Here is a 21,813-nt window from a genome sequence, read left to right on the forward strand (position 1 = left end):
CTGACATGAAAAATAAAAAAGTGTATATCATATCTCATAGTCATTGGGATAGAGAATGGTACTTACCTTACGAGCAACATCATATGAGATTGATTCGTTTGATGGATGATTTATTAGAAATTTTTGAAACCAATCCAGATTTCAATAGTTTTCACTTGGATGGCCAAACGATTATTTTAGATGACTACTTACAAGTACGTCCTGAAAAAAAAGAAGCGGTAGAACGTGCCATTAAAAACGGCAAATTACGTATTGGACCATTTTATATTTTACAAGATGATTTTCTTATTAGTAGTGAAGCCAACACGCGTAATACGCTGATAGGTCTAGAAGAAAGTAAAAAATGGGGAAATCCTGTCATGTTGGGTTACTTCCCTGATACCTTTGGAAACATGGGACAAACCCCTCAAATGATGAAAGAAGCAGGGATTAAAGCAGCAGCCTTTGGACGTGGTGTCAAGCCAACCGGATTCAACAATGCCGTGATCAATGACGAAAAATATGCGTCTCAATTTTCTGAAATGTGGTGGGAAGGACCAGATAGCACTAAAATATTTGGCTTATTATTTGCCAACTGGTACAGTAACGGCAATGAAATTCCAACAACGAAAAAAGAAGCAATTGAATTTTGGGAGAAAAAATTGGCAGACGCTAACCAATATGCTTCGACGGATCATCTTTTAATGATGAATGGTGTGGATCATCAACCCGTTCAAAAAGACGTTACACAAGCCATCGCTTTAGCCAATGAACTCTATCCAGATATTGAGTTTATTCATAGTAATTTTGATGATTATTTAGCTGCTGTCATGTCTGATTTACCTGACAACTTGAGTACAGTGACTGGGGAATTAACGTCTCAAGAAACAGATGGTTGGTACACATTAGCTAACACAGCTTCTGCTAGAATTTATATCAAACAAAAAAATACTGAAGTCCAACGACAATTAGAAAATGTCACAGAACCATTGGCAACTATGGCCTATGACATGACAAAATCTTATCCACACGATGAGCTTCGTTATGCTTGGAAAACCTTAATGCAAAATCACCCACACGACAGTATTTGTGGCTGTAGCGTGGATGAGGTTCATCGTGAAATGATGGCACGTTTTGATAAAGCATTAGAAGTTGGCAAATACTTATCAGATGAGGCTACTTTGGCTTTAACAAGCAATATTGACACAAGTAAACTACCAAAAAATAGTAAACCGTTTGTTGTTTTTAATACAGCTGGTGTCGAAAAAAATGACGTCATTGAAACAACGATTGAATGGATGCGTCGCCCATTTTCTGAAGGGAAGCCGAATGAATTATATGATGAATTAAAACAAATCGCCGAAACATTGAATGAATTTCATGTAGTAGATAGTGATAGAAATGTCATTCCAAGTGAATTAGTGACTGTGGATGTCGCCTTTGATTACGATTTACCAACTGACCGTTTTAGAATCCCTTATATGGCAATTTTTGTCACAATCAGATTATCTCTTGCGTCATTCAATGAAATGAGCTGGCAGTCATTTGCCTTAGTCGAAGGGGCATCCCAAACTAAGGATAAGACTTTGTTTGATAAAAACACTCAAACAATTGAAAATGATTATGTTAAAGTCGCTATACAAAATAATGGACTGATTGATATAACCAATAAAGAATCCAACATCACTTACCCAAGTGGATTAATATTTGAAAATGTAGGAGATATTGGGAATGAATACATTTTTAAACAACCGGAAAATGATATTCCTCTATACGCACATGATTTTCCTACGACAATTACCGTTGTAACAGATACACCATTAGTATGTGAAGTGTTGATTGAACAACAAATGATGATTCCACTTTCAGCGGAAGACTTATTACAAGAAGAAATGAAAGCTGTCATTGAAATGCGGGATAGACAAGCACAACGCAGTAAAGATTTAGGCACATTTACTCTTAAAACAACTTTAAGAGTAGAAAAGAATAATCGTCAAATTAAATGTCACACTGAATTTGATAATCAAATGCGAGATCATCGTTTACGCGTTCTTTTTCCAACTGGTTTAACAACAGAAACTCATGTTGCTGAAAGTATTTTTGAAGTAGTTGAACGACCAAACACTGTACAAAATAAACATTGGGAGAACCCAACAAATCCACAACATCAACACTCTTTTGTAGCGTTAAGAGATGAAAAAAATGGCATCACCATATCAAATTACGGTTTAAATGAGTATGAAATTCTAACTAACAATACTATTGCTGTGACATTGCTACGCGCTGTTGGTGAATTAGGAGATTGGGGATATTTCCCAACACCAGAAGCTCAGTGTCGTGGCAAACAATCGGTTGATTTTGCCATAGAAGTCACAACTGAAAACACATTATTTGATTCTTACAAACGTGCTCAAAGTTTCCAAATCCCAACAACAGTCAAACAAACAACACATCACACAGGCGTATTAGCTCCTAATTATCAATTCTTATCCATTGATGGTAAACAGTTTGCATTGACTGCTCTTAAAAGACAAGAGTTTGGAGAAGATATTATTACAAGAGGATTTAACTTATCCAATCAAACCTCTTCTACTCTTAACCTAGAAATAAATGAGTACACACCATTTGAAGCCAATATGATTGAAGAATTTAAAGAAAATACATCGGTCTCTACTATTATGGAACCTGCGAAAATCCAAACATTACGTTGGAAAAAGAAATAAAAAATAACACTCTATTTAGTCAGATGATTAAATAGAGTGTTTTTCGTTATTTCATTAATCCTTCATGAATGGTATCTAAATTCCATTTCAACATATCATAATAAGTATCTCCTGTTTCACCTTTTTTCGCTAATGAATCAGTAAATATCGTATCATAAATTGGAATACCTGTTTCTCGCGAGACAGTCTCCATACTGCGAGCATCCACACTTTGTTCAACAAATAGATTGGGCACTTTTGTTTGTTTAATCTTATCAATAATCTGACTCATCTGATCAGGTGTTCCTTGGTTTTCTGTGTTGATTTCCCAAATATACGCTGCATTTACCCCGTAAGCTTTAGAGAAATATTTAAATGCGCCCTCACTCGTTACAAGTAAGTTTTTCTCCTTAGGAATATCTGCGAAACGACTGGTATTTTCATTGTGTAACGCTTCTAATTTTTCTGTATAGGCTTTGGCGTTTTTTTCATAATCATCTTTATGTTTTGCATCTTTCTCAACTAAAACATCCTTGATGTTATTCACATAAGTGATACCATTTTTTAATGATAGCCAAGCATGAGGGTCTTGCTCACTTTCTTGCCCCTCACTCGTTAGATACATTGGCTCAACATTTTTACTGACAACAAAATAATCTTCATTTTCTTTTTTCTTACTTGTTTGCATTAATTTTAAGAACCAACCATTGCCACCTGTTTCAAGATTCAACCCATTATAGAAAATCACATCCGCATCGGTTGATTTTGAGATATCCTCAGGAAGTGGCTCATATTCATGTGGGTCTGTACCTCTAGAAACAATACTGTGAACATCAACATGTTCCCCACCCACATTTTCAACCATATCTGCAATAATCGAATTCGTTGCTACTACTTTAAACTTATCATTCGCTGAATTTTTCTCTGTAGATGATTCTCCCGTTGAGCATCCAGCTAAAACGAATAACATTAAACCGGCAATAATACTTGATAAAATAAGACTAGACTTCTTCAATGACAACTTCCTCTTTTCTTTTAAAAATGAATCCTTGTTTTGGTGAAAATATAAACGCAATGATAAAAAATACAACAGTGGTCAGAACAATAGTGGCTCCTGAAGCTAAGTTATAGGAATAGCTAAAGAATAAGCCAATCACTGCACTAACTGCTCCTAAACTACTTGCAATCACAATCATTGTTGATAACTTATCCGTTAACAGATAAGCTGTAGCAGCAGGTGTCACAAGCATGGCAACTACTAAAATAGTTCCTACTGTTTGTAGAGATGATACTGCAACAAGTGTTAAGAAAAACATTAAAGCATAATGAATAACTTGAACTTTTAGTCCGTAAGCTTGGGCCATGACTGGATCAAACGAGCTGACTAATAATTCTTTATAAAATAAAACCACAAATAAAATGACTGCAACCGCAACGGCTAATGTTGTGTACATATCACTTGGTCTAACTGCCAAAACATTTCCAAATAAAATATGATATAAGTCTGTGGAACTTTCAGCAAATGAGATTAAAATAATCCCTAAAGCGAAAAATGAACTAAACACAATCCCGATGGCCGTATCATTTTTTAATTTACTCTTTTGTGTCACAAAACCAATCAATCCTGCTGCCATTATTCCAAAAATTGATGCTCCTATCATGTAGCTACCACCAAGCATGTAAGACACCGCAACTCCAGGTAATACCGCATGAGAAATCGCATCTCCCATCAGAGACATTCCTCTTAAAATAATAAAGCTCCCAATCACACCTGATACAACACCTACAATGACAGACGTGATTAAGGCGTTTTGTAGAAAATCATATTTTACTAAACCTTCAATAAAATGTTGTATCATTAGTCATTCACTCCTTTAATTACAATTTCACCCATTGTTTCCCCGTAAGCTTGTTGGATTGTTGAAGTCGTAAATGTTTTTGATACTGGACCACTGGCGATTAACTTTTTATTTAAAATAATTAAGTTGTCAAAGTACTCTTTGGTTTTATGTAAATCATGATGAACAATCACAATTGTTTTCCCTTCATCTCTCAACTCTTGTAATAGTTCAACAATTAATTTTTCACTCACCATGTCAATCCCTACAAATGGTTCGTCTAAAAAGATAATATCTGCATCTTGTGCTAAAGCTCTTGCAATAAACACGCGTTGTAATTGTCCACCTGATAGGTTTCCTATTTGTCGTTTTGCAAAGTTCTCCATTTTTACTTTTTCAAGCGACTCTTTTACTTTTTCTCGATCCTCTTTTTTAGGTCGACGGAATAATCCTAAATTAGGATATGTGCCTAACATGACCGTTTCATCAACTTTTATTGGAAAAGTTAAATCAATGGCACTTCGTTGTTCAACATAAGCCACTTTCTTTCTGATTAAATCAATAGACTGCCCACCTATCGTGACACGACCACTATCTGTTTTAATCAGTCCGATAATACTTTTTAAAAATGTCGACTTACCTGCACCATTAGGTCCGATAATCCCTGTGATTTTTCCAGCCTCAATGGATAAGCTGATATCTTCTAAAGCTACTTTAGCTTGATATGATACTGATATATGTTGTACATCTATTGGTTCATGAGTTAAATACTCATAAGACATTGCTAATGCTTCTTCTTGCATTTCTTTCACCTTTTCTATTTTTTGGATTAATTTAAATAATTTTTAGGTTAACCTAAACTTAAAATCATTATAGCAAATGAGAATCGTTTTCACAACTCAATTGTTTATAAAAATGCATAAAAAAATAGACGACTATAACATACAGTCGCCTCAATAGATGTTTATTCAATTAAAAGAACCGCTTATATAAAAGAAATATATACCTATCATAATAAAAATAATACTTATAATATATTGTTTAACCATGCTTGTATCTCTAAATAATAATAACCTAGTTTTAACCCACGATTGAGCTAATGTACCAAAAATAATACCGATTGCAACCGCAATAAAACCTATTAAACGATACGTATCTTCCATGATGATTACACCTTTCTTAACTAATTAACTTAACAATCACTAAAAATAAACTAGATAGAATAGCTGTACTATTAAACAATAAATGGGCAATAACTGGTACCCAAATATTTTTCGACAGCAAATACATTAACCCAAATACCAAACCTGCGAAAACATACGGCATACTAGCTATAAAACTTCCACCAAAATTATAGTAATGAGAAAAACCAAATAATATACTGGATAAAATTAACATGATAGACACTAACATCTTATTAGATTTGTATACATACATACCTTCATAGCGATAAGTTATTTCTTCAACAAAGGCTACAATTAAATCAACTATACCAGCTAATACGGAAAACAGAAGTCCTAATGCAGTATCAATACTATAAGCATAACTATACACTGGATTTTTTGGAATAAATTGATTAAAAAACGGTCTAGTGATTTGAATAATAAATGAAGCTAAAATCAATGTAATCACAACGTATAATATATGGCGCCATTTCATCTTTTTAAAGTCTTTCCACTGATGTGATAACATTTCTTTTTTTGTGTTGATATCTCTTAAAAATAAACCAATAAACCAAAAAGCTGGAATAAAGAAATAGATATAACCATTTGTCCCTGCTATCGTTCTTGACAAGGTTAATATTAACAATGTTCCTATAAAAATAATGATGACTGATATAAAAGATTTTCTCATGCTATTGTCTTTCATTTTTCATTTCTCCCTTCAAAAAATAACAAGTAAACCTAACTCACATAGTGTATCGAGGTTTACTTATTATTTCAAGCATTTACTTTTAGATATAGAAAAGATTTTCTGATGAAAAGACTGGGTCACTGGTCACATTCATGCCCAATTTTTTAAGAACCTGTTCATCATCTTTGTTAAGCATAACGGTTGAGTGTGCTTCAACTCCGTCAAGATTAGCCAATTGTTCATAAGCTAGTTGAGCTGTTGGATTCGTTACAGCGCTTATTGATAATGCAATTAGGACTTCATTGGCGTTTAAAGCAGTCATTTTATTGCCTAATTCGTCCACTTTCATTTTTTGAATGGTTTCTAAAATAACAGGAGACAATAATAAAATGTCATCCGAAATATTAGCTAAACGTTTAATTGAGTTTAAAATAGCAGCAGCTGATGCGTCCATCAAATCTGATGTACGACCTGTTACAATTTCTCCAGTTGATAATTCAAACGCCATGACTGAAATTGGGTTAACAGCTTCTTCCCCTTCAGCCATTTCTTTCAACTTATCAGCATACTCTCTTGCAGGTAGTACTGGAAGACGATCTTCTTTTTTAAGTTCCATCTCTTCCATAATAAGTTGGATACGATTAACTACGTCCTCGTCAACCATTCCACGTTTATAGAAACACTCTGTATCAAAGCAACGACGAATAATTTCTTCTTTTGAAGCTTCTTTAACCACTTCGTCATCAATAATACCAAAGCCAACTCTGTTTACACCCATGTCTGTCGGTGATTTAAAAACTGACTCTTGGTTAGTGATTCGTTCAATAATTCGCTTAATAACTGGGAATGTTTCGATATCGCGATTATAGTTAACAGCGACCTCACCATAGGCTTCAAAATGGAATGAATCAATCATGTTGACGTCCTTCAAATCCACAGTTGCTGCTTCATAGGCGATATTTAAAGGGTGTTTCAATGGGATATTCCAAACTGGGAATGTTTCGAATTTAGAATACCCTGCCACTCGTCCTAAACGATTTTCATGATAAATTTGGCTTAAACTTGTGGCCAATTTTCCACTACCAGCTCCTGGAGCCGTGATAACCACAATTGGTTTTGTTGTTGGTATATATGGGTTTTCCCCAAAGCCTTCATCGCTGACAATTTGGTCAATATTATACGGGTAACCATCAATTGCCTCATGTGTATAAACTTTAATATTTCGTTTTTCCAATTTGTTAATAAAGATTTTCGTTGAGGGTTGGCCACTGTAACGTGTGATTAACACACTATTAACAGATAAGCCATACTCGTTAAACTCATCAATTGATTTTAAGATATCCATGTCATATGTGATGTTGTAATCACCGCGAATTTTATTTCGCTCAATATCGCCAGCATACACACAAATGATGACTTCTGCTTTATCTTTTAATTTTTGTAGTATTTTGATTTTTGAATCTTCATCAAAACCTGGTAACACACGTTTTGCATGTTTATCTCCGATTAATTTACCACCAAACTCTAAATATAGTTTATCATAATTATTTACACGTTCTAAAATAAACTTTGATTGCTCTTCAATGTATTTCTGAGAATCAAATCCTAGCTTTTTCATGGTTTTCCTCCTTAAAAGTTAGGATAAATGGTAAAATTGCAACCAACAATGATTAACACTTAACTTAACTTTTTCTCTAATTTTTGTAACATATCTTGTGTCATTTTATCTAAATCGTATTTAGGTTTAAATCCCCATTCCTCTTTAGCACAATGACAATCTAAACTATTTGGCCAAGATTCAGCAATCGCTTGAAGTTTTGGATTCACTTCATACGTCATTGTAAAATCAGGGCGATATTTTTGGATACTTTTTTCTATTATTTCAGGCGAGAATGACATAGCTGAGATATTAAATGCATTACGATGAACTAGCTTATCACCATCAGCTTTTAGTAACAGCATGATGGCATCAATCGCATCTGGCATATACATCATATCCATGTATGTCCCTTCTTTTATCGGGCAAACAAAGTGATTATTTTTTATCGCTTCATAATAAATTTCCACTGCATAATCAGTCGTGCCCCCACCTGGTAACGTGTTATAAGAAATCAAACCAGGAAATCTCACACCTCTAGTGTCTACTCCAAACTTATTATAATAGTAATCACATAATAATTCACCTGCAACTTTGGTGATACCATACATTGTTTGTGGGCGTTGAATCGTATCTTGCGGTGTATCTATTTTTGGTGTTCCTGGACCAAATGCGCCAATTGAACTTGGCGTAAAGAATAACAAACCAAGTTCTCTTGCTACTTCTAGTGCATTTGTTAAACCTGTCATATTAATATACCACGCATCTTGTGGGCGATCTTCAGCTACAGAAGACAACAATGAGGCTAGGTGAATCATTGTATCAGCTTTAAAATCATAGGCTAATTTAAACATGCGATCTTTATCTAATACATCTAATACCTCAAATTCACCATTCTCAACTGTTGGGTTCCCTTCAGCTAAACGAATATCTGTTGCTAATACATTAGCTGTGCCTAATTCTTTTCTCAGTCTTGCAACTAATTCTGTTCCTATTTGTCCTAAACAACCAGTTACGATAACACGTTCCATATCATTTCACCCTTCGTTATTTATGTTTTTTAATAACTCGAGTATATCATGATAATATGTATTTTTTGTTAACGTTCTAGTTATTTAAGCTAGCTCTAATAAATCCATTAAATAACGGATGACTTCTGTTTGGTCGTGATTTGAATTCGGGATGAAATTGACTTGCAACAAAGAAATCATTTGCTGGAATTTCAACAATTTCAACTAAACGATTGTCTGGCGAAACACCTGAAAAGACCATTCCCGCTTCTTCAAATGACTCGCGAAACGCATTATTAAATTCATAACGGTGGCGATGACGTTCACTGATTAACTCTTCACCATTATATAAGTCACGTGTTTTAGTGTCTGGTTTCAACTCGCATGGATAAGCTCCTAGACGTAACGTTCCTCCCATATCTTCTACACCTTCTTGATCTAACATTAAATCAATGATGTTATAAGGCGTTTCTGGTGCAGTTTCTTTTGAATCTGCTCCTTCAAGCATCAAGACGTTTCTTGCAAATTCAACACAGGCCATTTGCATACCCAAACAAATACCTAAGAATGGAATATTATTTTCTCTTGCATAACGAATCGCTTCGATTTTTCCTTCAATTCCTCGGTCGCCAAATCCACCTGGCACAAGAACCCCATCTACTGTTGATAAATAATCAGAGACATTTTCTTTTGTGACATTTTCTGATTGAATCCACTCAATTTCGATCTTTGTATCATGTTCATATCCAGCATGTTTTAATGCTTCCACAACTGATAGATAAGCATCAGGTAACTCAACGTATTTACCAACTAATGCAATACGTGTTTTGTGTTTTAAGTTTAGCACGTGTTTAGCCATTTCTTGCCACTCTGCCATATCTGCTTTAGGTGCTTCAATCCCTAAATGATCACACACAATATCATCCAATCCTTGTGCTTCTAAATTAAGTGGAATGTCATATAACGTCTTCACATCTCTTGATTCAATAACAGCTTCTTCAGGCACATCACAAAATTGCGCTAATTTTTGTTTCATTTCTTGCGGCACTTCTTCTTCTGTTCTAACAACTAAAATATCTGGTTGAATACCAAGACTACGTAATTCTTTCACACTATGTTGTGTTGGTTTGGTTTTCATTTCTCCTGCTGCTCTTAAATAAGGAATCAATGTTGTGTGGATATATAACACATTATCTTTACCAACATCTGCTTTCATCTGTCTTAGTGCTTCTAAAAATGGTAAAGACTCAATATCCCCAACTGTTCCGCCGACTTCAGTGATAATCACATCTGCTTCATTTGTATCAGCTGCTGCCATCATTTTTTCTTTGATTTCATTGGTAATATGTGGGATTACTTGGACTGTCGCACCAAGGTATTCTCCTTTTCTTTCTTTTCTGATTACCTCAGAATAAACTTTTCCTGTGGTCACATTTGAATGTTGATTTAAATTAATATCTATAAATCGCTCATAATGACCTAAATCTAAATCTGTTTCTGCCCCATCTTCAGTGACGAATACTTCACCATGTTGGTAAGGACTCATTGTTCCAGGATCAATGTTAATATAGGGATCAAATTTTTGAATGGTTACATTCAATCCACGATTTTTTAATAATCGCCCTAACGATGCTGCTACAATCCCTTTTCCAATTGAAGATACTACTCCACCTGTTACAAAAATGTACTTTGTCATAACATTCGCCTCTTTTCATATGTCTGTTATTTGGGGAAGATGATTCTTTAAAAAACAAAGAAAAGCCCCCTATTCATTCGAATAAGGGAGCTTTAATTTATGTCTATCTGCCTCTATCTTTCAAGAGTGCCCAAAAAGTATGATACAAGGGTTTTAGTGTTTCGTCAAGAATTTAATTTTGAAAATCATATAATTTTCATCTCTTTCCCAACTTTTTCATAAATCGCCACAGCTTCATCTAACATCTCTTTTGTGTGTGCTGCTGTTGGCATATTTCTAACACGTCCTGTACCGAGCGGAACGGTTGGAAAGACGATAGGTTTCACATATACACCTTCATCAATTAATCGTTTAGCAAATTCTTGTGCTAATTTTTCATCACCTAAAATAACTGGCGTAATAGGTGTTTCAGATTCACCTATATCATAGCCAATCGCTTGGAGCTTTTCTTTAAAGTAATTAGCATTTTCCCACAATGTATCCACATAAGATGGATCACTTTCCATTAAGTCTAACGCTTTTATGACGGCTGCACTAGCACCTGGAGTAAGAGATGTTGAAAATAAAAATGGTCGTGCTTGAGATTTTAGCCAATCAATCAATTTTTGACTACCGGCAACATAACCTCCGACAACACCAATTGCTTTAGATAATGTCCCCATTTGGAAGTCAACTTTATCTGATAAGCCAAATTCTTTCACTGTTCCAGCACCTTTTCCTAAAACACCAGAACCGTGAGCATCATCAACATACACAATCAAGCCATACTTTTCCGCAATCTCCATGATTTCTGGCATTTTTGCCACATCGCCATCCATTGAAAACACACCATCAGTAATGTACATCACTTTTTTGTATAATCCACTTTCAACTGCTTCTTTGGCTTTCTTATCCAAATCTTCCATGTCAGAATGATTCACTCGAATAATTTTTGCACCTGACAAGCGACAGCCATCAATAATTGACGCATGATTTAGCGCATCTGACAAAATCGCATCTTCTTTTGTCATAACAGCTGATATAGCACCCATATTGCAATTAAATCCTGATTGAAAAGCAATCGCAGCTTCAGTTCCTTTGAACTTAGCGATTTTTTCTTCTAACTCGCGGTGAATATCAAGCGTTCCATTAATCGTACGGACTGCTCCAGCTCCAACACCATATTTTTCAGTCGCTTCGTTTGCCGCTTCAATAAGTTCTGGATGCGTAGCAAATCCTAGATAGTTATTCGATGCCAGATTGATTTTTTTCTCACCATTGATTTCTATAATCGGTCCATTTGCACCTTCAACTACATCAATCGTTGAGTATAACCCTTTTTCTTTTAAGTTATCTAACCCTTCATCTAAAAATGTTTCTAACTTAGGACTCATGTGTGACATAATTATTCCTCCTATCATCTATTAATTTTATTATAGCGTTTTTTTATTGCTTATTCGACCATTATTAACAAACGATAACAAAAAAGACAATGTTATCATTGCCTTTTTACTATTTTTTATTTAATTTTGTCAATAATATAAGTAACCCATTTAATATGACACCACATAAAATCCCAATTGCTAAGTTCCCTGTATAGACGATAACAACGACAGTGACTACCATCACAGTACTTTCAATCATTTCCCATGATTTTACTAACTGTAAACTTTTCCAATCAAATGTGTCTCCTGCAACTGTTATCATAATCCCAATCAAAGCTGCCGTTGGAATCACCATCATGATGAGTGAGTTTAAAACAAAAATGAACAGTAGTAATGTCGTACCTGATACAAATGTTGACAAACGTGTTCGTCCACCTGATTTAACATTTATGACAGCTTGTCCTATCATCGCACATCCAGCTTGGCCACCAAATAATCCCGTAATAAAATTAGCCAGTCCTTGTGCTTTCACTTCACGTTTACTATCACTAGTTGAGTGTGTCATCTCATCTACTATAGGAACTGTTAATAGTGTTTCCATTAGTCCGATAAACGTTAATGAAATGGCTGTTGGTAAGATTATCCACAGTGTTTCTAAATTCATTGGTACAAGGGGTAAGCCAAATGATACATCGAGTGAGGACATATCTCCTAAATCACCAACAGTAAAGAAACTTCCTTTAAAAAAAAATGATAAGATAGTCATGACCGTAATAATAATCAGTGCTGGTGGCACAACTTTAATCACTTTGGGTAGTAAATATATGGCTAATATACTAACAATAACCATGACATAGCCAATCACATTTTGTTCAGGCAATTGTTGAACTTGTGCTAAAAAAATTGAAATCGCTAATCCATTAACAAAACCTATCATGACACTTTTAGGTATGTATTTCATGATTTTATGAATATTCAAATAGCCTAAAATAAATTGAAATATACCTGTTAATATTGTTGCTGCAATCATATAGTTTAGTCCATGAGACTGTACTAATCCTGCAATTACTAAAGCCATCGATCCGGCTGCAGCAGATACCATAGCAGGTCTACCACCAGTTAACGTAATGACTAATAAGGTAATAGCTGAAGCAAATAATGCCGACATTGGATGCACTCCTGCGATAATGGCAAAGCCTATAACTTCCGGTAAAATAGCCACAGAAGAAACCAATCCAGCAAAAATATTTTCACGTGGGTTCCCTACCCACTCATTCTCTTTTATACTAAGTAACACCTTTTTCCCTCCCTTAATTCTTTTCCAAGAAAATTATCATAACATAAACTTTTGAATAATACACGTTTTAAAAATAAAAAAAGCACCTCTGAAAAGAGATGCTTTATACGTCCGAACAAACAATGCTTTATTTAAAATTACATGTGAATTGGCATACCTAATGCTAACTCAGCTGTATCCATAACAGCTTCAGATAATGATGGATGTGAATGGATAGTTAAAGCGATATCTTCAGCATTCATTCCAGCTTCAACAGCTAAACCAATTTCTGCAATAATATCACTAGCACTAATACCAGCAACTTGTCCACCAACAATCACGTTGTCTTCTTTAGTTGTAACTAAACGTACAAATCCTTCAGTTTGGTTTAATGATAACGCACGACCATTTCCACCTAATGAGAATTTAGATGCTTTCACGTTTAATCCAGCTTCTTTTGCTTCTTTTTCTGTCATACCAACAGTTGCCAATTCAGGATCTGTAAAGGCTACAGCTGGCATTGCACGATAATCAACTGCTACTGGTTCACCAGCAATGGCTTCTGCAGCAATTTTAGCTTCATAACTTGCTTTATGAGCAAGTGCAGCTCCAGGAACGATGTCACCAATTGCGAAAATACTTTTCACGTTAGTGCGTCCTTGGTTATCAACTTTTACTAATCCACGATCAGTCATCTCAACGCCTAAGATTTCTAAACCTAAATCATCAGTGTTTGGACGACGACCTACAGTTACCATCACGTAGTCTGCGTCAACTTTTTCTTCTTTACCGTCAACTTCATAAGTTACAGTCACGCTATCGCCATTGTCAACAGCTTCTTTAGCCATTGCTTTTGTTACAACTTTGATACCTTTGTTGTCGAATTCTTTTTCAACAAGTTTAACCATATCTTTTTCAAATGTTGGTAAAATTTGTGGAGAACCTTCTAAAATTGTTACTTCAGCACCTAGGTTAGCATATGCTCCACCTAATTCAGCACCGATAACGCCACCACCGACGATAACTAATTTTTTAGGAACTTCAGTTAAGCTTAATCCACCAGTTGAATCAATAATACGTCCACCAAATTTAAATCCTTTAATTTCGATTGGACGACTACCAGTTGCAACAATAGCATGATTAAATGAATAAGTTTGCGCATGGTCACCATCGATAACACGTAGAGTGTTTTCATCAACGAAGAATGCTTCACCACGGATAATTTCAACTTTGTTTTTCTTAAGTAAGAATTCAACACCACCAGTTAATTTTGCAACTACTTGGTTGTTTTTCCATTCTTGAGTTTTAGAAAAATCAAGTGATACATTATCAGCAGTTACACCAAAGATAGCTGAATGCATTGCTTCTTGATATTTGTGTCCTGCACTAATTAGTGCTTTTGATGGAATACATCCGACGTTTAAACAAACGCCACCGATGTATTCTCTTTCAATAATTGCTACTTTTTGGCCCATTTGTGCTGCACGAATTGCGGCAACATATCCACCAGGTCCTGCGCCAATTACTACTGTATCTAATTCTAATGCGAAATCTCCTACAACCATTAACTATTCACCTTATCCTTCCATTAATAATAATTCTGGATCAGCTAATAAACGTTTAATATTGTTCATTGCTTTTTGTGCTGTTGCTCCATCAACGATACGGTGGTCAAAGCTTAATGATAATTTCATCATTCTTCCAACAACAATTTCTCCATCTTCGTTTACGACAGGTTGTTGTGTAATTGTACCAACACCTAAGATAGCAACTTCTGGGTAGTTAATAACTGGTGTAAACCATCCGCCACCAACAGAACCAATGTTACTAATTGTTACAGTACCATCACGCATATCAGCTGCAGTTAATTTACCTTCAATAGCTAAAGCTGCTTTTTCGTTAATTTCATCTGCAATATCAAACATGCTCTTAGTGTTAGCTTGTTTAACGTTTGGTACATATAAACCATGATCAGTATCAGTTGCGATACCAATGTTATAGTAATGTTTGTAAACAATTTCGTTTGTTGCGTCATCAATTGATGCATTTAATGTTGGGAATTTTTGCATAGTTGCAGTTAATGCTTTAACAACATATGGCAAGAAAGTTAATTTAGTATTTCTTGTTGCTGCAACATCTTTAAATTTCTTACGGTGATCCCATAATTTAGATACTTCAACATCATCATGTAATGTTACATGAGGTGCAGTATGTTTGCTGTTCACCATTGCTTTAGCAATTGCTTTACGTGTTGGAGTCATTTTTTCACGAACTTCAACTTCAGGCATACCAACAAATGGTGCTGCTGGTTTAGATGCTTCAGCTGCTGGTGCAACAGAAACTTTCTCTTCAGATACAGCAACTTTTTCAACTGATTGAGCTACTGGAGCTGAACCAAAGTTATCAATATCAGATTTAACCACACGTCCACCTTTACCTGTTGGTGTTACTAACGTAATATCAACACCTTTAGCACGAGCATATTGACGTACTGATGGCATTGCTAATACACGAGCACTTGGTTTACCAGTTGGCTCACTTGATGCTGCTGGTGTACTTGCAGTTGGAGCTGCTGCTGGCGTTTCAGTAGCTGGTGCACTTGTTGCAGGAGCATCGTTATGTCCTGGTGCATCAATTTCTACTAATACATCACCAACGTTTGCTACTGTTCCTTCAGGTACTAATACGTTAACTACTTTACCTGTTACAGGAGAAGGAATTTCTTCTACTGATTTATCATTTTGTACTTCTAACAATGTATCGTCTTCATTGATTGTATCTCCAGCAGAAACAAACCATTTTACGATTTCGCCTTCTGCGATACCTTCACCGATATCTGGTAATTTGAATTGGAATACTCCGCCTGTGCTAGCTGCAGGAGCACTTGCTACTGGTGCAGTTGCTTCTTCAGCTGGAGCGACTGTTTCTTCTTCATCTTCATGTCCTGGTGCGTCGATTTCAACTAATACGTCACCAACGTTTGCTACTGTTCCTTCTGAAACAAGAACTTTTAGTACTTTACCTGTTACAGGAGAAGGAATTTCTTCTACTGATTTATCATTTTGTACCTCTAATAACGTATCGTCTTCGTTGATTGTGTCGCCTTCTTTAACAAACAATTTAACGATTTCGCCTTCTGCGATACCTTCACCAATGTCTGGTAATTTAAATTTAAAAGCCATCTGTTATTTCTCTCCTTCTGTTGTGCATTCAGTTAATTTCGACTAATTAGAATGAATGAATTTCTCTTACTTTTTCTTCGATATCTGATGCATTTGGTAACCATGCACCTTCTGCTTGACCAAATGGATAAACTGTATCAGGTGCTGACACACGTCCGATTGGTGCTTCTAAAGAAAGAACCGCTCTTTCTGAAATTTCTGAAACAACTTGAGCGCCAACTCCGGCTTGTCTTTGAGCTTCTTGAACGACTACAACACGTCCTGTTTTCTCAACAGAGGCAATAATTGTATCTACATCTAATGGTGCAACTGTTCTTAAGTCAATGATTTCAACAGAGATGCCATCTTTTTCTAATGCTTCTGCTGCTTTGATTGCTTCACGAACCATTGCTCCGTAAGTAATAATTGAAACATCTGTTCCTTCACGAGTTACAGCTGCTTTATCTAAAGGAACTGTGTAAGCTTCTTCTGGAACTTCTTCACGGAATGAACGGTATAATTTCATGTGCTCTAAGAAAACAACTGGATCGTTGTCACGAATAGCTGAAATTAATAATCCTTTTGCGTCATATGGATTACTTGGGATAACCACACGTACACCTGGTGATTGAGCGATTAAACCTTCTAAGTTATCCGCATGCATTTCAGGAGTATGAACCCCACCACCAAATGGTGCGCGGATTGTAACTGGAATATTACGAGTACCACTCATACGGTAACGAGTACGAGCCATTTGTCCGATAATTTCATCCATTACTTCAAATACGAAACCAAAGAACTGGATTTCTGCTACTGGACGGAAGTTTTCTAAAGCTAAACCGAATGCTAAACCACCGATACCTGATTCAGCTAATGGTGTATCAAATACACGATCTACACCAAATTTTTCTTGTAATCCTTCAGTGGCACGGAATACCCCACCGTTATTACCAACATCTTCACCAAATACTAATACATCTGGATTTGCTTCAAGTTCTATTGCTAAAGCATCTGTAATTGCTTGAATCATTGTTTTTTGTGCCATGATTTAGTTCGACTCCTTTGCTTCAAATGTGTCAATTTGTTCTTGGATTAATTTAGGTGTTACTTCAAACATATTTTTCAAGAAATCTGAAACTTTTTGTTTTGGTGCTGCATCAGCTGCTTTGATAGCTGTTTTGATTTCTTCTTTAGTTTGTTCAATAATTTGTTCTTCTTTTTCTTCAGACCATAAACCTTTTTCTGTTAAGTAAATTCTGAAACGAGTTAATGGATCTTTTGCATGCCATTCATCTTCAACTTCTTGAGTACGGTATCTTGTTGGGTCGTCCCCTGATAATGTATGTGGTCCATAACGGAATGTTAATGTTTCAATTAAAACTGGTCCGTTTCCTGCTGCTGCCCATTCACGAGCTGCTTTAGTTACTTTATATACTGCTAATGCATCCATACCATCTACTTGAATACTTGGAATACCAGCTGCGATACCTTTTTGAGCTAATGTATTAGCTGCTGTTTGTAATTCACGTGGAGTTGAGATTGCATAGCCATTGTTTTGAATAAAGAATACAGCGTTTGCTTTGTAAGCTCCTGCAAAGTTGATTCCTTCATAGAAATCACCTTGTGAAGAACCGCCATCACCTGTATAAGTAAATGCAACGTTTGGTTTGTTGCGTTTTTTAAGACCTAAAGCTACACCAGCTGCTTGCACATATTGTGCTCCGATAATGATTTGTGGTGGCAAAGCTTGTAAGCTCTCAGCATATTCACTACCTGCTGCATGTCCTCTTGACCATAAAAATGCATCTCTAAGTGGTAAACCATGTTGAATTAATTGTGGAACATCACGATATCCTGGTAATAACACATCTTCTTTATCCATAGCAAATTGACTTGCTAATTGACTTGCTTCTTGACCAGCTGTTGGAGCGTAGAATCCTAAACGTCCTTGACGGTTTAATGCAGTTGAACGTTGGTCTAAAACTCTTGCCCATACCATTCTTGTCATTAATTCTACTAATTCGTCATCTGATAAATCAGGTAATAAATCTTTATTAACAACCTTACCATCTTTATCTAACACTTGAATCGTTGGAAAATCTGCGTTAATGTCTTCCATCAATGCTGCAAAATCAAGTGGGTTTACTTTTTTCTTAGCCATATTGTTACACATTCCTCTCTTTTTTACGTAATCATATTGGTTTCTCAAACAGGAAAAAAAACTGTATTACTTTTTTTCAATTTGACAAATTCAATTTAACATGACTTTATTCACATTGCAAGCAATCCGCTTGAATTATTTTGCTTTATTAACGCAATGGATGACGTACCGAAAACATAGTGAAAAATATCACTTTCTAGTTTTATTTTAGTTCATTCTTTTTATCCTATGTTAAAACAGTCAAAACTGTATTACTCAATATGAAAATCTGTTATATATCACCTTTTGTAAAAACGCTATCTTATCTAGCTTTATTTTCTAAACTAAAAAACAAACGCCTAAAATCATGAAGATATAAAAAAAGAACTCCTAACACGTAAGAGTTCTTTTTATTAGAAAACATTATTGTTTTTTCGTGAAGAAAGTGAGTTTTTTCACGTTATATCCATTCATGATATTTTTTAATGTATATTTTTTTGATTAATTGTTGTAAAACAAGATATGAAAAACTAATTCCTATTAACCATATCCAGTATTCACTAGGTAGTGCTCCAAAATCAAATGCTTGTCTAAGTGGTTCAAATAAAATAATAAATAATCCTGAACCAATTGCTAAACTACTCATAATTAACATTGGTGGACTGGCTATACTTTGAATGAATGGAATTTTTTCCGTACGAATGACATGCACAACCAGTGTTTGCGTAAATAATCCAACTAAGAACCAACCAGATTGGAAGACACTTTGCTGCGCAACTGTATTAGCTCCAATCACAAACCACATCACAGCAAACGTGATAATATCAAAAATACTACTGATTGGGCCTATGAAGAGAGTGAAATGCAACAGATTTTTTATATCAAATCTTACTGGTTTCATGATTTGCTCTTCATCGACATTATCCCACGGCATAGCAAGTTGTGAAATATCATAAACTAAATTCTGTATTAATAATTGAATTGATAACATTGGTAAGAATGGTAAAAAAGCACTCGCAACTAAAACAGAAAAGACATTCCCAAAGTTCGAACTAATCGTAATCATGATATACTTCATCATATTTTTAAATACTTTACGTCCTTCGAGTACCCCATCTTCTAATACAACTAAACTTTTTTCAAGAAGAATGATGGAGCTTGCTTCTTTTGTAATATCAGCCGCAGTATCAACTGAAATCCCAACATCTGCCGCTCTTAACGCTGGAGCATCATTAATCCCATCTCCCATAAACCCGACTGTTTCACCTTGATCTTTTAAAGTATTTATAATTCGTGCTTTTTGCATGGGGTTTAACTTCGCAAATAGTTGCACTTCATTCACTGCTTGTTTTAATTCATCATCATCCATAGTATCTATGTCTGTTCCAATATATGATTTATCAACTTCGATGCCAACATCACTACACACTTTTCGAGACACAATTTCATTGTCTCCTGTTAATACTTTTACATTGACTCCATGTTGATGCAATGAAGAAATCGCTGTAACTGCTGATTGTTTTGCCGGGTCTAAAAATCCAACAAACCCAACCAGTATCATATCTGACTCATCACTAACAGCATAAGTCGGTGTGTCATGGACATCTCGTTTATAAGCGACCGTAATCACACGCATCCCTTGTTCATTCATTCGTCTGTTTACATCTGACATTTGTTCAATCAACTCATCAGTTAGCGGAACAATTTCGTCATCAATTTCAACAGATGAACAGATTGCCGCCATCTCTTCAACGGCTCCTTTTGTTATCATCAATTGATGGCCGTCTCTTTTTAGCGCAACTGTCAAACGACGTCTAGAAAAATCAAATGGAATCTCATCTATTTTTTCAATTTTATCTGTTATCATTTTATCTGGATTGGTTTCATAATAATTAATAATGGCATGATCCATTAAGTTTTTCCAACCTGTTTGATAGTTTGAATTGAGGTAGGCCATATCTAATACTTTTTGATTTGAATCGCCTAAAGGACTAACATGTTCTACTAATACCACTCTATCCTCTGTAATAGTTCCTGTCTTATCAGTACAAAGAACCGTCATAGACCCTAAGTTTTGAATAGCATTTAATTCTTTTACAATTACTTTTTTCTTAGCTAGCGTTTGTGACCCTTTAGCTAAGTTACTAGTCACAATCATTGGCAACATTTCTGGTGTTAACCCAACTGCAACTGCTATTGCAAAGAAGAACGCTTGTGTCCAATCCCCTTTTGATAAACCATTTATCAAAAATACAACTGGGAACAATACTGTCACCATTTTTAGTAATAATTTACTGATACGATTTAAATCACGGTCAAAACTTGTTAACGCACGAGCTGTACTAGCAGATTTCGCAATATCGCCAAAGAATGTATCTTGACCTGTTCTTAAAATAATGACTTCACCTTGACCACTCAAGATATCTGTTCCCATAAAAACTAAATTATTTAAATCAATCGCTGAAGTGTCTTCATCAACTTTTACATCAACCTTATCTGACTCAAATTTTTCAACTGGCATTGACTCCCCTGTTAAAGAAGACTGATTAACAAACAAGTCTTTCGTCCAAACAAGAACCCCATCTGCTGGTATCATATCTCCAGCTGATAAGTACACAATGTCTCCAGGAACCACATCCTCCATTGGACGTTCTTTTATCTCGCCATCTCTTTTAACCGCACTAGTATGTTTCACCAAATTTTGTAATGACAGTGACTCTTTTTGTGCTTTAAAATCTTGTGCAAAACGAATAAAGGCACTGATTAAAATCATGGTACTCATCACAAGAACTGCTTCAAAATCTTTTGTTAAAGCTGAAACGATTAATAATGCTGCTAAAACATAAATAAATGGATCCATGAATGATTCAAGTAACACTCGATACCAATGCTTAGGTTTTTGCACATTCACTTTGTTCTCACCAAATTCATCTAGCCGTTTTTCAGCGTCTTCTGAACTCAGTCCATCAGGTGAGGTTCGAAACTCCATCATCAACTCTCGAACACTTAGATTAGACAGTTTTTTTTAGTTCATCATTTTTTTTATTGACTGCTTCTTCTTTTGCCATGTGCATTCCTCCTACAACTAAAGTCTCCTCCCTATCATAACATGCATAAGTATTCTTTTCATTTAATCTGAGTTTTTATAAATAAAGTGTACATTTTTTGTAAAAAAAATAGACAAAAACCTTAATTA

16 protein-coding genes are annotated in these 21,813 nt (G+C 35.4%); 1 reads left to right on the forward strand and 15 read right to left on the reverse strand.

Annotated features, from left to right (window positions below):
• Nucleotides 1-5: 5 nt before the first annotated feature.
• On the forward strand, nt 6-2,702 hold the full coding sequence (locus BW731_RS03170; protein WP_079345647.1) for an alpha-mannosidase: 2,697 nt from the start codon (nt 6-8) through the stop codon (nt 2,700-2,702).
• 46 nt (nt 2,703-2,748) lie between these two features.
• On the opposite strand, the gene BW731_RS03175 is transcribed toward BW731_RS03170, so the two are convergent.
• From BW731_RS03175 to mgtA, 15 genes are all read right to left on the reverse strand, one after another.
• Nucleotides 2,749-3,696, reverse strand: a complete 948-nt coding sequence (locus tag BW731_RS03175) for a metal ABC transporter substrate-binding protein (protein ID WP_079345649.1) — start codon at nt 3,694-3,696, stop codon at nt 2,749-2,751.
• Entirely contained in the window at nt 3,683-4,540 is an 858-nt protein-coding gene (locus BW731_RS03180) for a metal ABC transporter permease (protein ID WP_079345651.1), read from the reverse strand. The genes BW731_RS03175 and BW731_RS03180 overlap by 14 nt, the downstream gene beginning before the upstream one ends.
• Nucleotides 4,540-5,322: a metal ABC transporter ATP-binding protein gene (locus BW731_RS03185; RefSeq protein WP_233120425.1), complete on the reverse strand. Its 783-nt coding sequence runs from the start codon at nt 5,320-5,322 to the stop codon at nt 4,540-4,542. The genes BW731_RS03180 and BW731_RS03185 overlap by 1 nt, the downstream gene beginning before the upstream one ends.
• 165 nt (nt 5,323-5,487) lie before the next feature.
• The gene (locus BW731_RS03190) at nt 5,488-5,682 is read right to left on the reverse strand and encodes a hypothetical protein (protein WP_079345653.1); all 195 of its coding nucleotides are present in this window, start codon (nt 5,680-5,682) and stop codon (nt 5,488-5,490) included.
• Nucleotides 5,683-5,698: 16 nt separating this feature from the next.
• Nucleotides 5,699-6,388, reverse strand: coding sequence for a CPBP family intramembrane glutamic endopeptidase (locus tag BW731_RS03195; RefSeq protein WP_079345655.1), 690 nt, complete (start codon nt 6,386-6,388; stop codon nt 5,699-5,701).
• A gap of 85 nt (nt 6,389-6,473) precedes the next feature.
• Nucleotides 6,474-7,991 (reverse strand): DUF1846 domain-containing protein, encoded by a 1,518-nt coding sequence (locus BW731_RS03200; protein WP_079345657.1) that lies wholly within the window; start codon nt 7,989-7,991, stop codon nt 6,474-6,476.
• Nucleotides 7,992-8,050: 59 nt separating this feature from the next.
• Entirely contained in the window at nt 8,051-9,001 is a 951-nt protein-coding gene (locus BW731_RS03205) for an NAD-dependent epimerase/dehydratase family protein (RefSeq protein WP_079345659.1), read from the reverse strand.
• A gap of 76 nt (nt 9,002-9,077) precedes the next feature.
• The gene (locus tag BW731_RS03210) at nt 9,078-10,676 is read right to left on the reverse strand and encodes a CTP synthase (protein WP_079345661.1); all 1,599 of its coding nucleotides are present in this window, start codon (nt 10,674-10,676) and stop codon (nt 9,078-9,080) included.
• Between the two features lie 185 nt (nt 10,677-10,861).
• Nucleotides 10,862-12,049, reverse strand: a complete 1,188-nt coding sequence (locus tag BW731_RS03215) for a glycine C-acetyltransferase (RefSeq protein ID WP_079348534.1) — start codon at nt 12,047-12,049, stop codon at nt 10,862-10,864.
• Between the two features lie 118 nt (nt 12,050-12,167).
• On the reverse strand, nt 12,168-13,337 hold the full coding sequence (locus tag BW731_RS03220; RefSeq protein WP_079345663.1) for a SulP family inorganic anion transporter: 1,170 nt from the start codon (nt 13,335-13,337) through the stop codon (nt 12,168-12,170).
• Nucleotides 13,338-13,474: 137 nt separating this feature from the next.
• On the reverse strand, nt 13,475-14,881 hold the full coding sequence (lpdA, locus tag BW731_RS03225; RefSeq protein WP_079345665.1) for a dihydrolipoyl dehydrogenase: 1,407 nt from the start codon (nt 14,879-14,881) through the stop codon (nt 13,475-13,477).
• Between the two features lie 12 nt (nt 14,882-14,893).
• Nucleotides 14,894-16,498, reverse strand: a complete 1,605-nt coding sequence (locus BW731_RS03230) for a dihydrolipoyllysine-residue acetyltransferase (protein ID WP_079345667.1) — start codon at nt 16,496-16,498, stop codon at nt 14,894-14,896.
• 46 nt (nt 16,499-16,544) lie between these two features.
• Entirely contained in the window at nt 16,545-17,522 is a 978-nt protein-coding gene (locus BW731_RS03235; protein ID WP_079345669.1) for an alpha-ketoacid dehydrogenase subunit beta, read from the reverse strand.
• Between the two features lie 3 nt (nt 17,523-17,525).
• Nucleotides 17,526-18,638 (reverse strand): pyruvate dehydrogenase (acetyl-transferring) E1 component subunit alpha, encoded by a 1,113-nt coding sequence (gene pdhA / locus BW731_RS03240; protein WP_079345671.1) that lies wholly within the window; start codon nt 18,636-18,638, stop codon nt 17,526-17,528.
• A 439-nt stretch (nt 18,639-19,077) separates the two neighbouring features.
• Complete coding sequence (mgtA, locus tag BW731_RS03245; RefSeq protein WP_233120426.1) at nt 19,078-21,606, reverse strand: magnesium-translocating P-type ATPase; 2,529 nt, start codon at nt 21,604-21,606, stop codon at nt 19,078-19,080.
• Nucleotides 21,607-21,813: the final 207 nt, after the last annotated feature.

Origin of the sequence: Vagococcus martis, assembly GCF_002026305.1 — a bacterium.
In the GTDB taxonomy this organism is placed as follows: Bacteria; Bacillota; Bacilli; order Lactobacillales; family Vagococcaceae; genus Vagococcus; species Vagococcus martis.

Bases quoted from the DNA above. Each gene is read 5' to 3' on its own strand.
- BW731_RS03205 (WP_079345659.1), bottom strand. From the start codon at position 9,001: ATGGAACGTGTTATCGTAACTGGTTGTTTAGGACAAATAGGAACAGAA.
- BW731_RS03190 (WP_079345653.1), bottom strand. From the start codon at position 5,682: ATGGAAGATACGTATCGTTTAATAGGTTTTATTGCGGTTGCAATCGGT.
- mgtA (WP_233120426.1), bottom strand. From the start codon at position 21,606: ATGGAGTTTCGAACCTCACCTGATGGACTGAGTTCAGAAGACGCTGAA.
- BW731_RS03195 (WP_079345655.1), bottom strand. From the start codon at position 6,388: ATGAAAGACAATAGCATGAGAAAATCTTTTATATCAGTCATCATTATT.
- pdhA (WP_079345671.1), bottom strand. From the start codon at position 18,638: ATGGCTAAGAAAAAAGTAAACCCACTTGATTTTGCAGCATTGATGGAA.
- lpdA (WP_079345665.1), bottom strand. From the start codon at position 14,881: ATGGTTGTAGGAGATTTCGCATTAGAATTAGATACAGTAGTAATTGGC.
- BW731_RS03230 (WP_079345667.1), bottom strand. From the start codon at position 16,498: ATGGCTTTTAAATTTAAATTACCAGACATTGGTGAAGGTATCGCAGAA.
- BW731_RS03180 (WP_079345651.1), bottom strand. From the start codon at position 4,540: ATGATACAACATTTTATTGAAGGTTTAGTAAAATATGATTTTCTACAA.
- BW731_RS03210 (WP_079345661.1), bottom strand. From the start codon at position 10,676: ATGACAAAGTACATTTTTGTAACAGGTGGAGTAGTATCTTCAATTGGA.
- BW731_RS03235 (WP_079345669.1), bottom strand. From the start codon at position 17,522: ATGGCACAAAAAACAATGATTCAAGCAATTACAGATGCTTTAGCAATA.
- BW731_RS03215 (WP_079348534.1), bottom strand. From the start codon at position 12,049: ATGAGTCCTAAGTTAGAAACATTTTTAGATGAAGGGTTAGATAACTTA.
- BW731_RS03170 (WP_079345647.1), top strand. From the start codon at position 6: ATGAAAAATAAAAAAGTGTATATCATATCTCATAGTCATTGGGATAGA.
- BW731_RS03200 (WP_079345657.1), bottom strand. From the start codon at position 7,991: ATGAAAAAGCTAGGATTTGATTCTCAGAAATACATTGAAGAGCAATCA.
- BW731_RS03185 (WP_233120425.1), bottom strand. From the start codon at position 5,322: ATGCAAGAAGAAGCATTAGCAATGTCTTATGAGTATTTAACTCATGAA.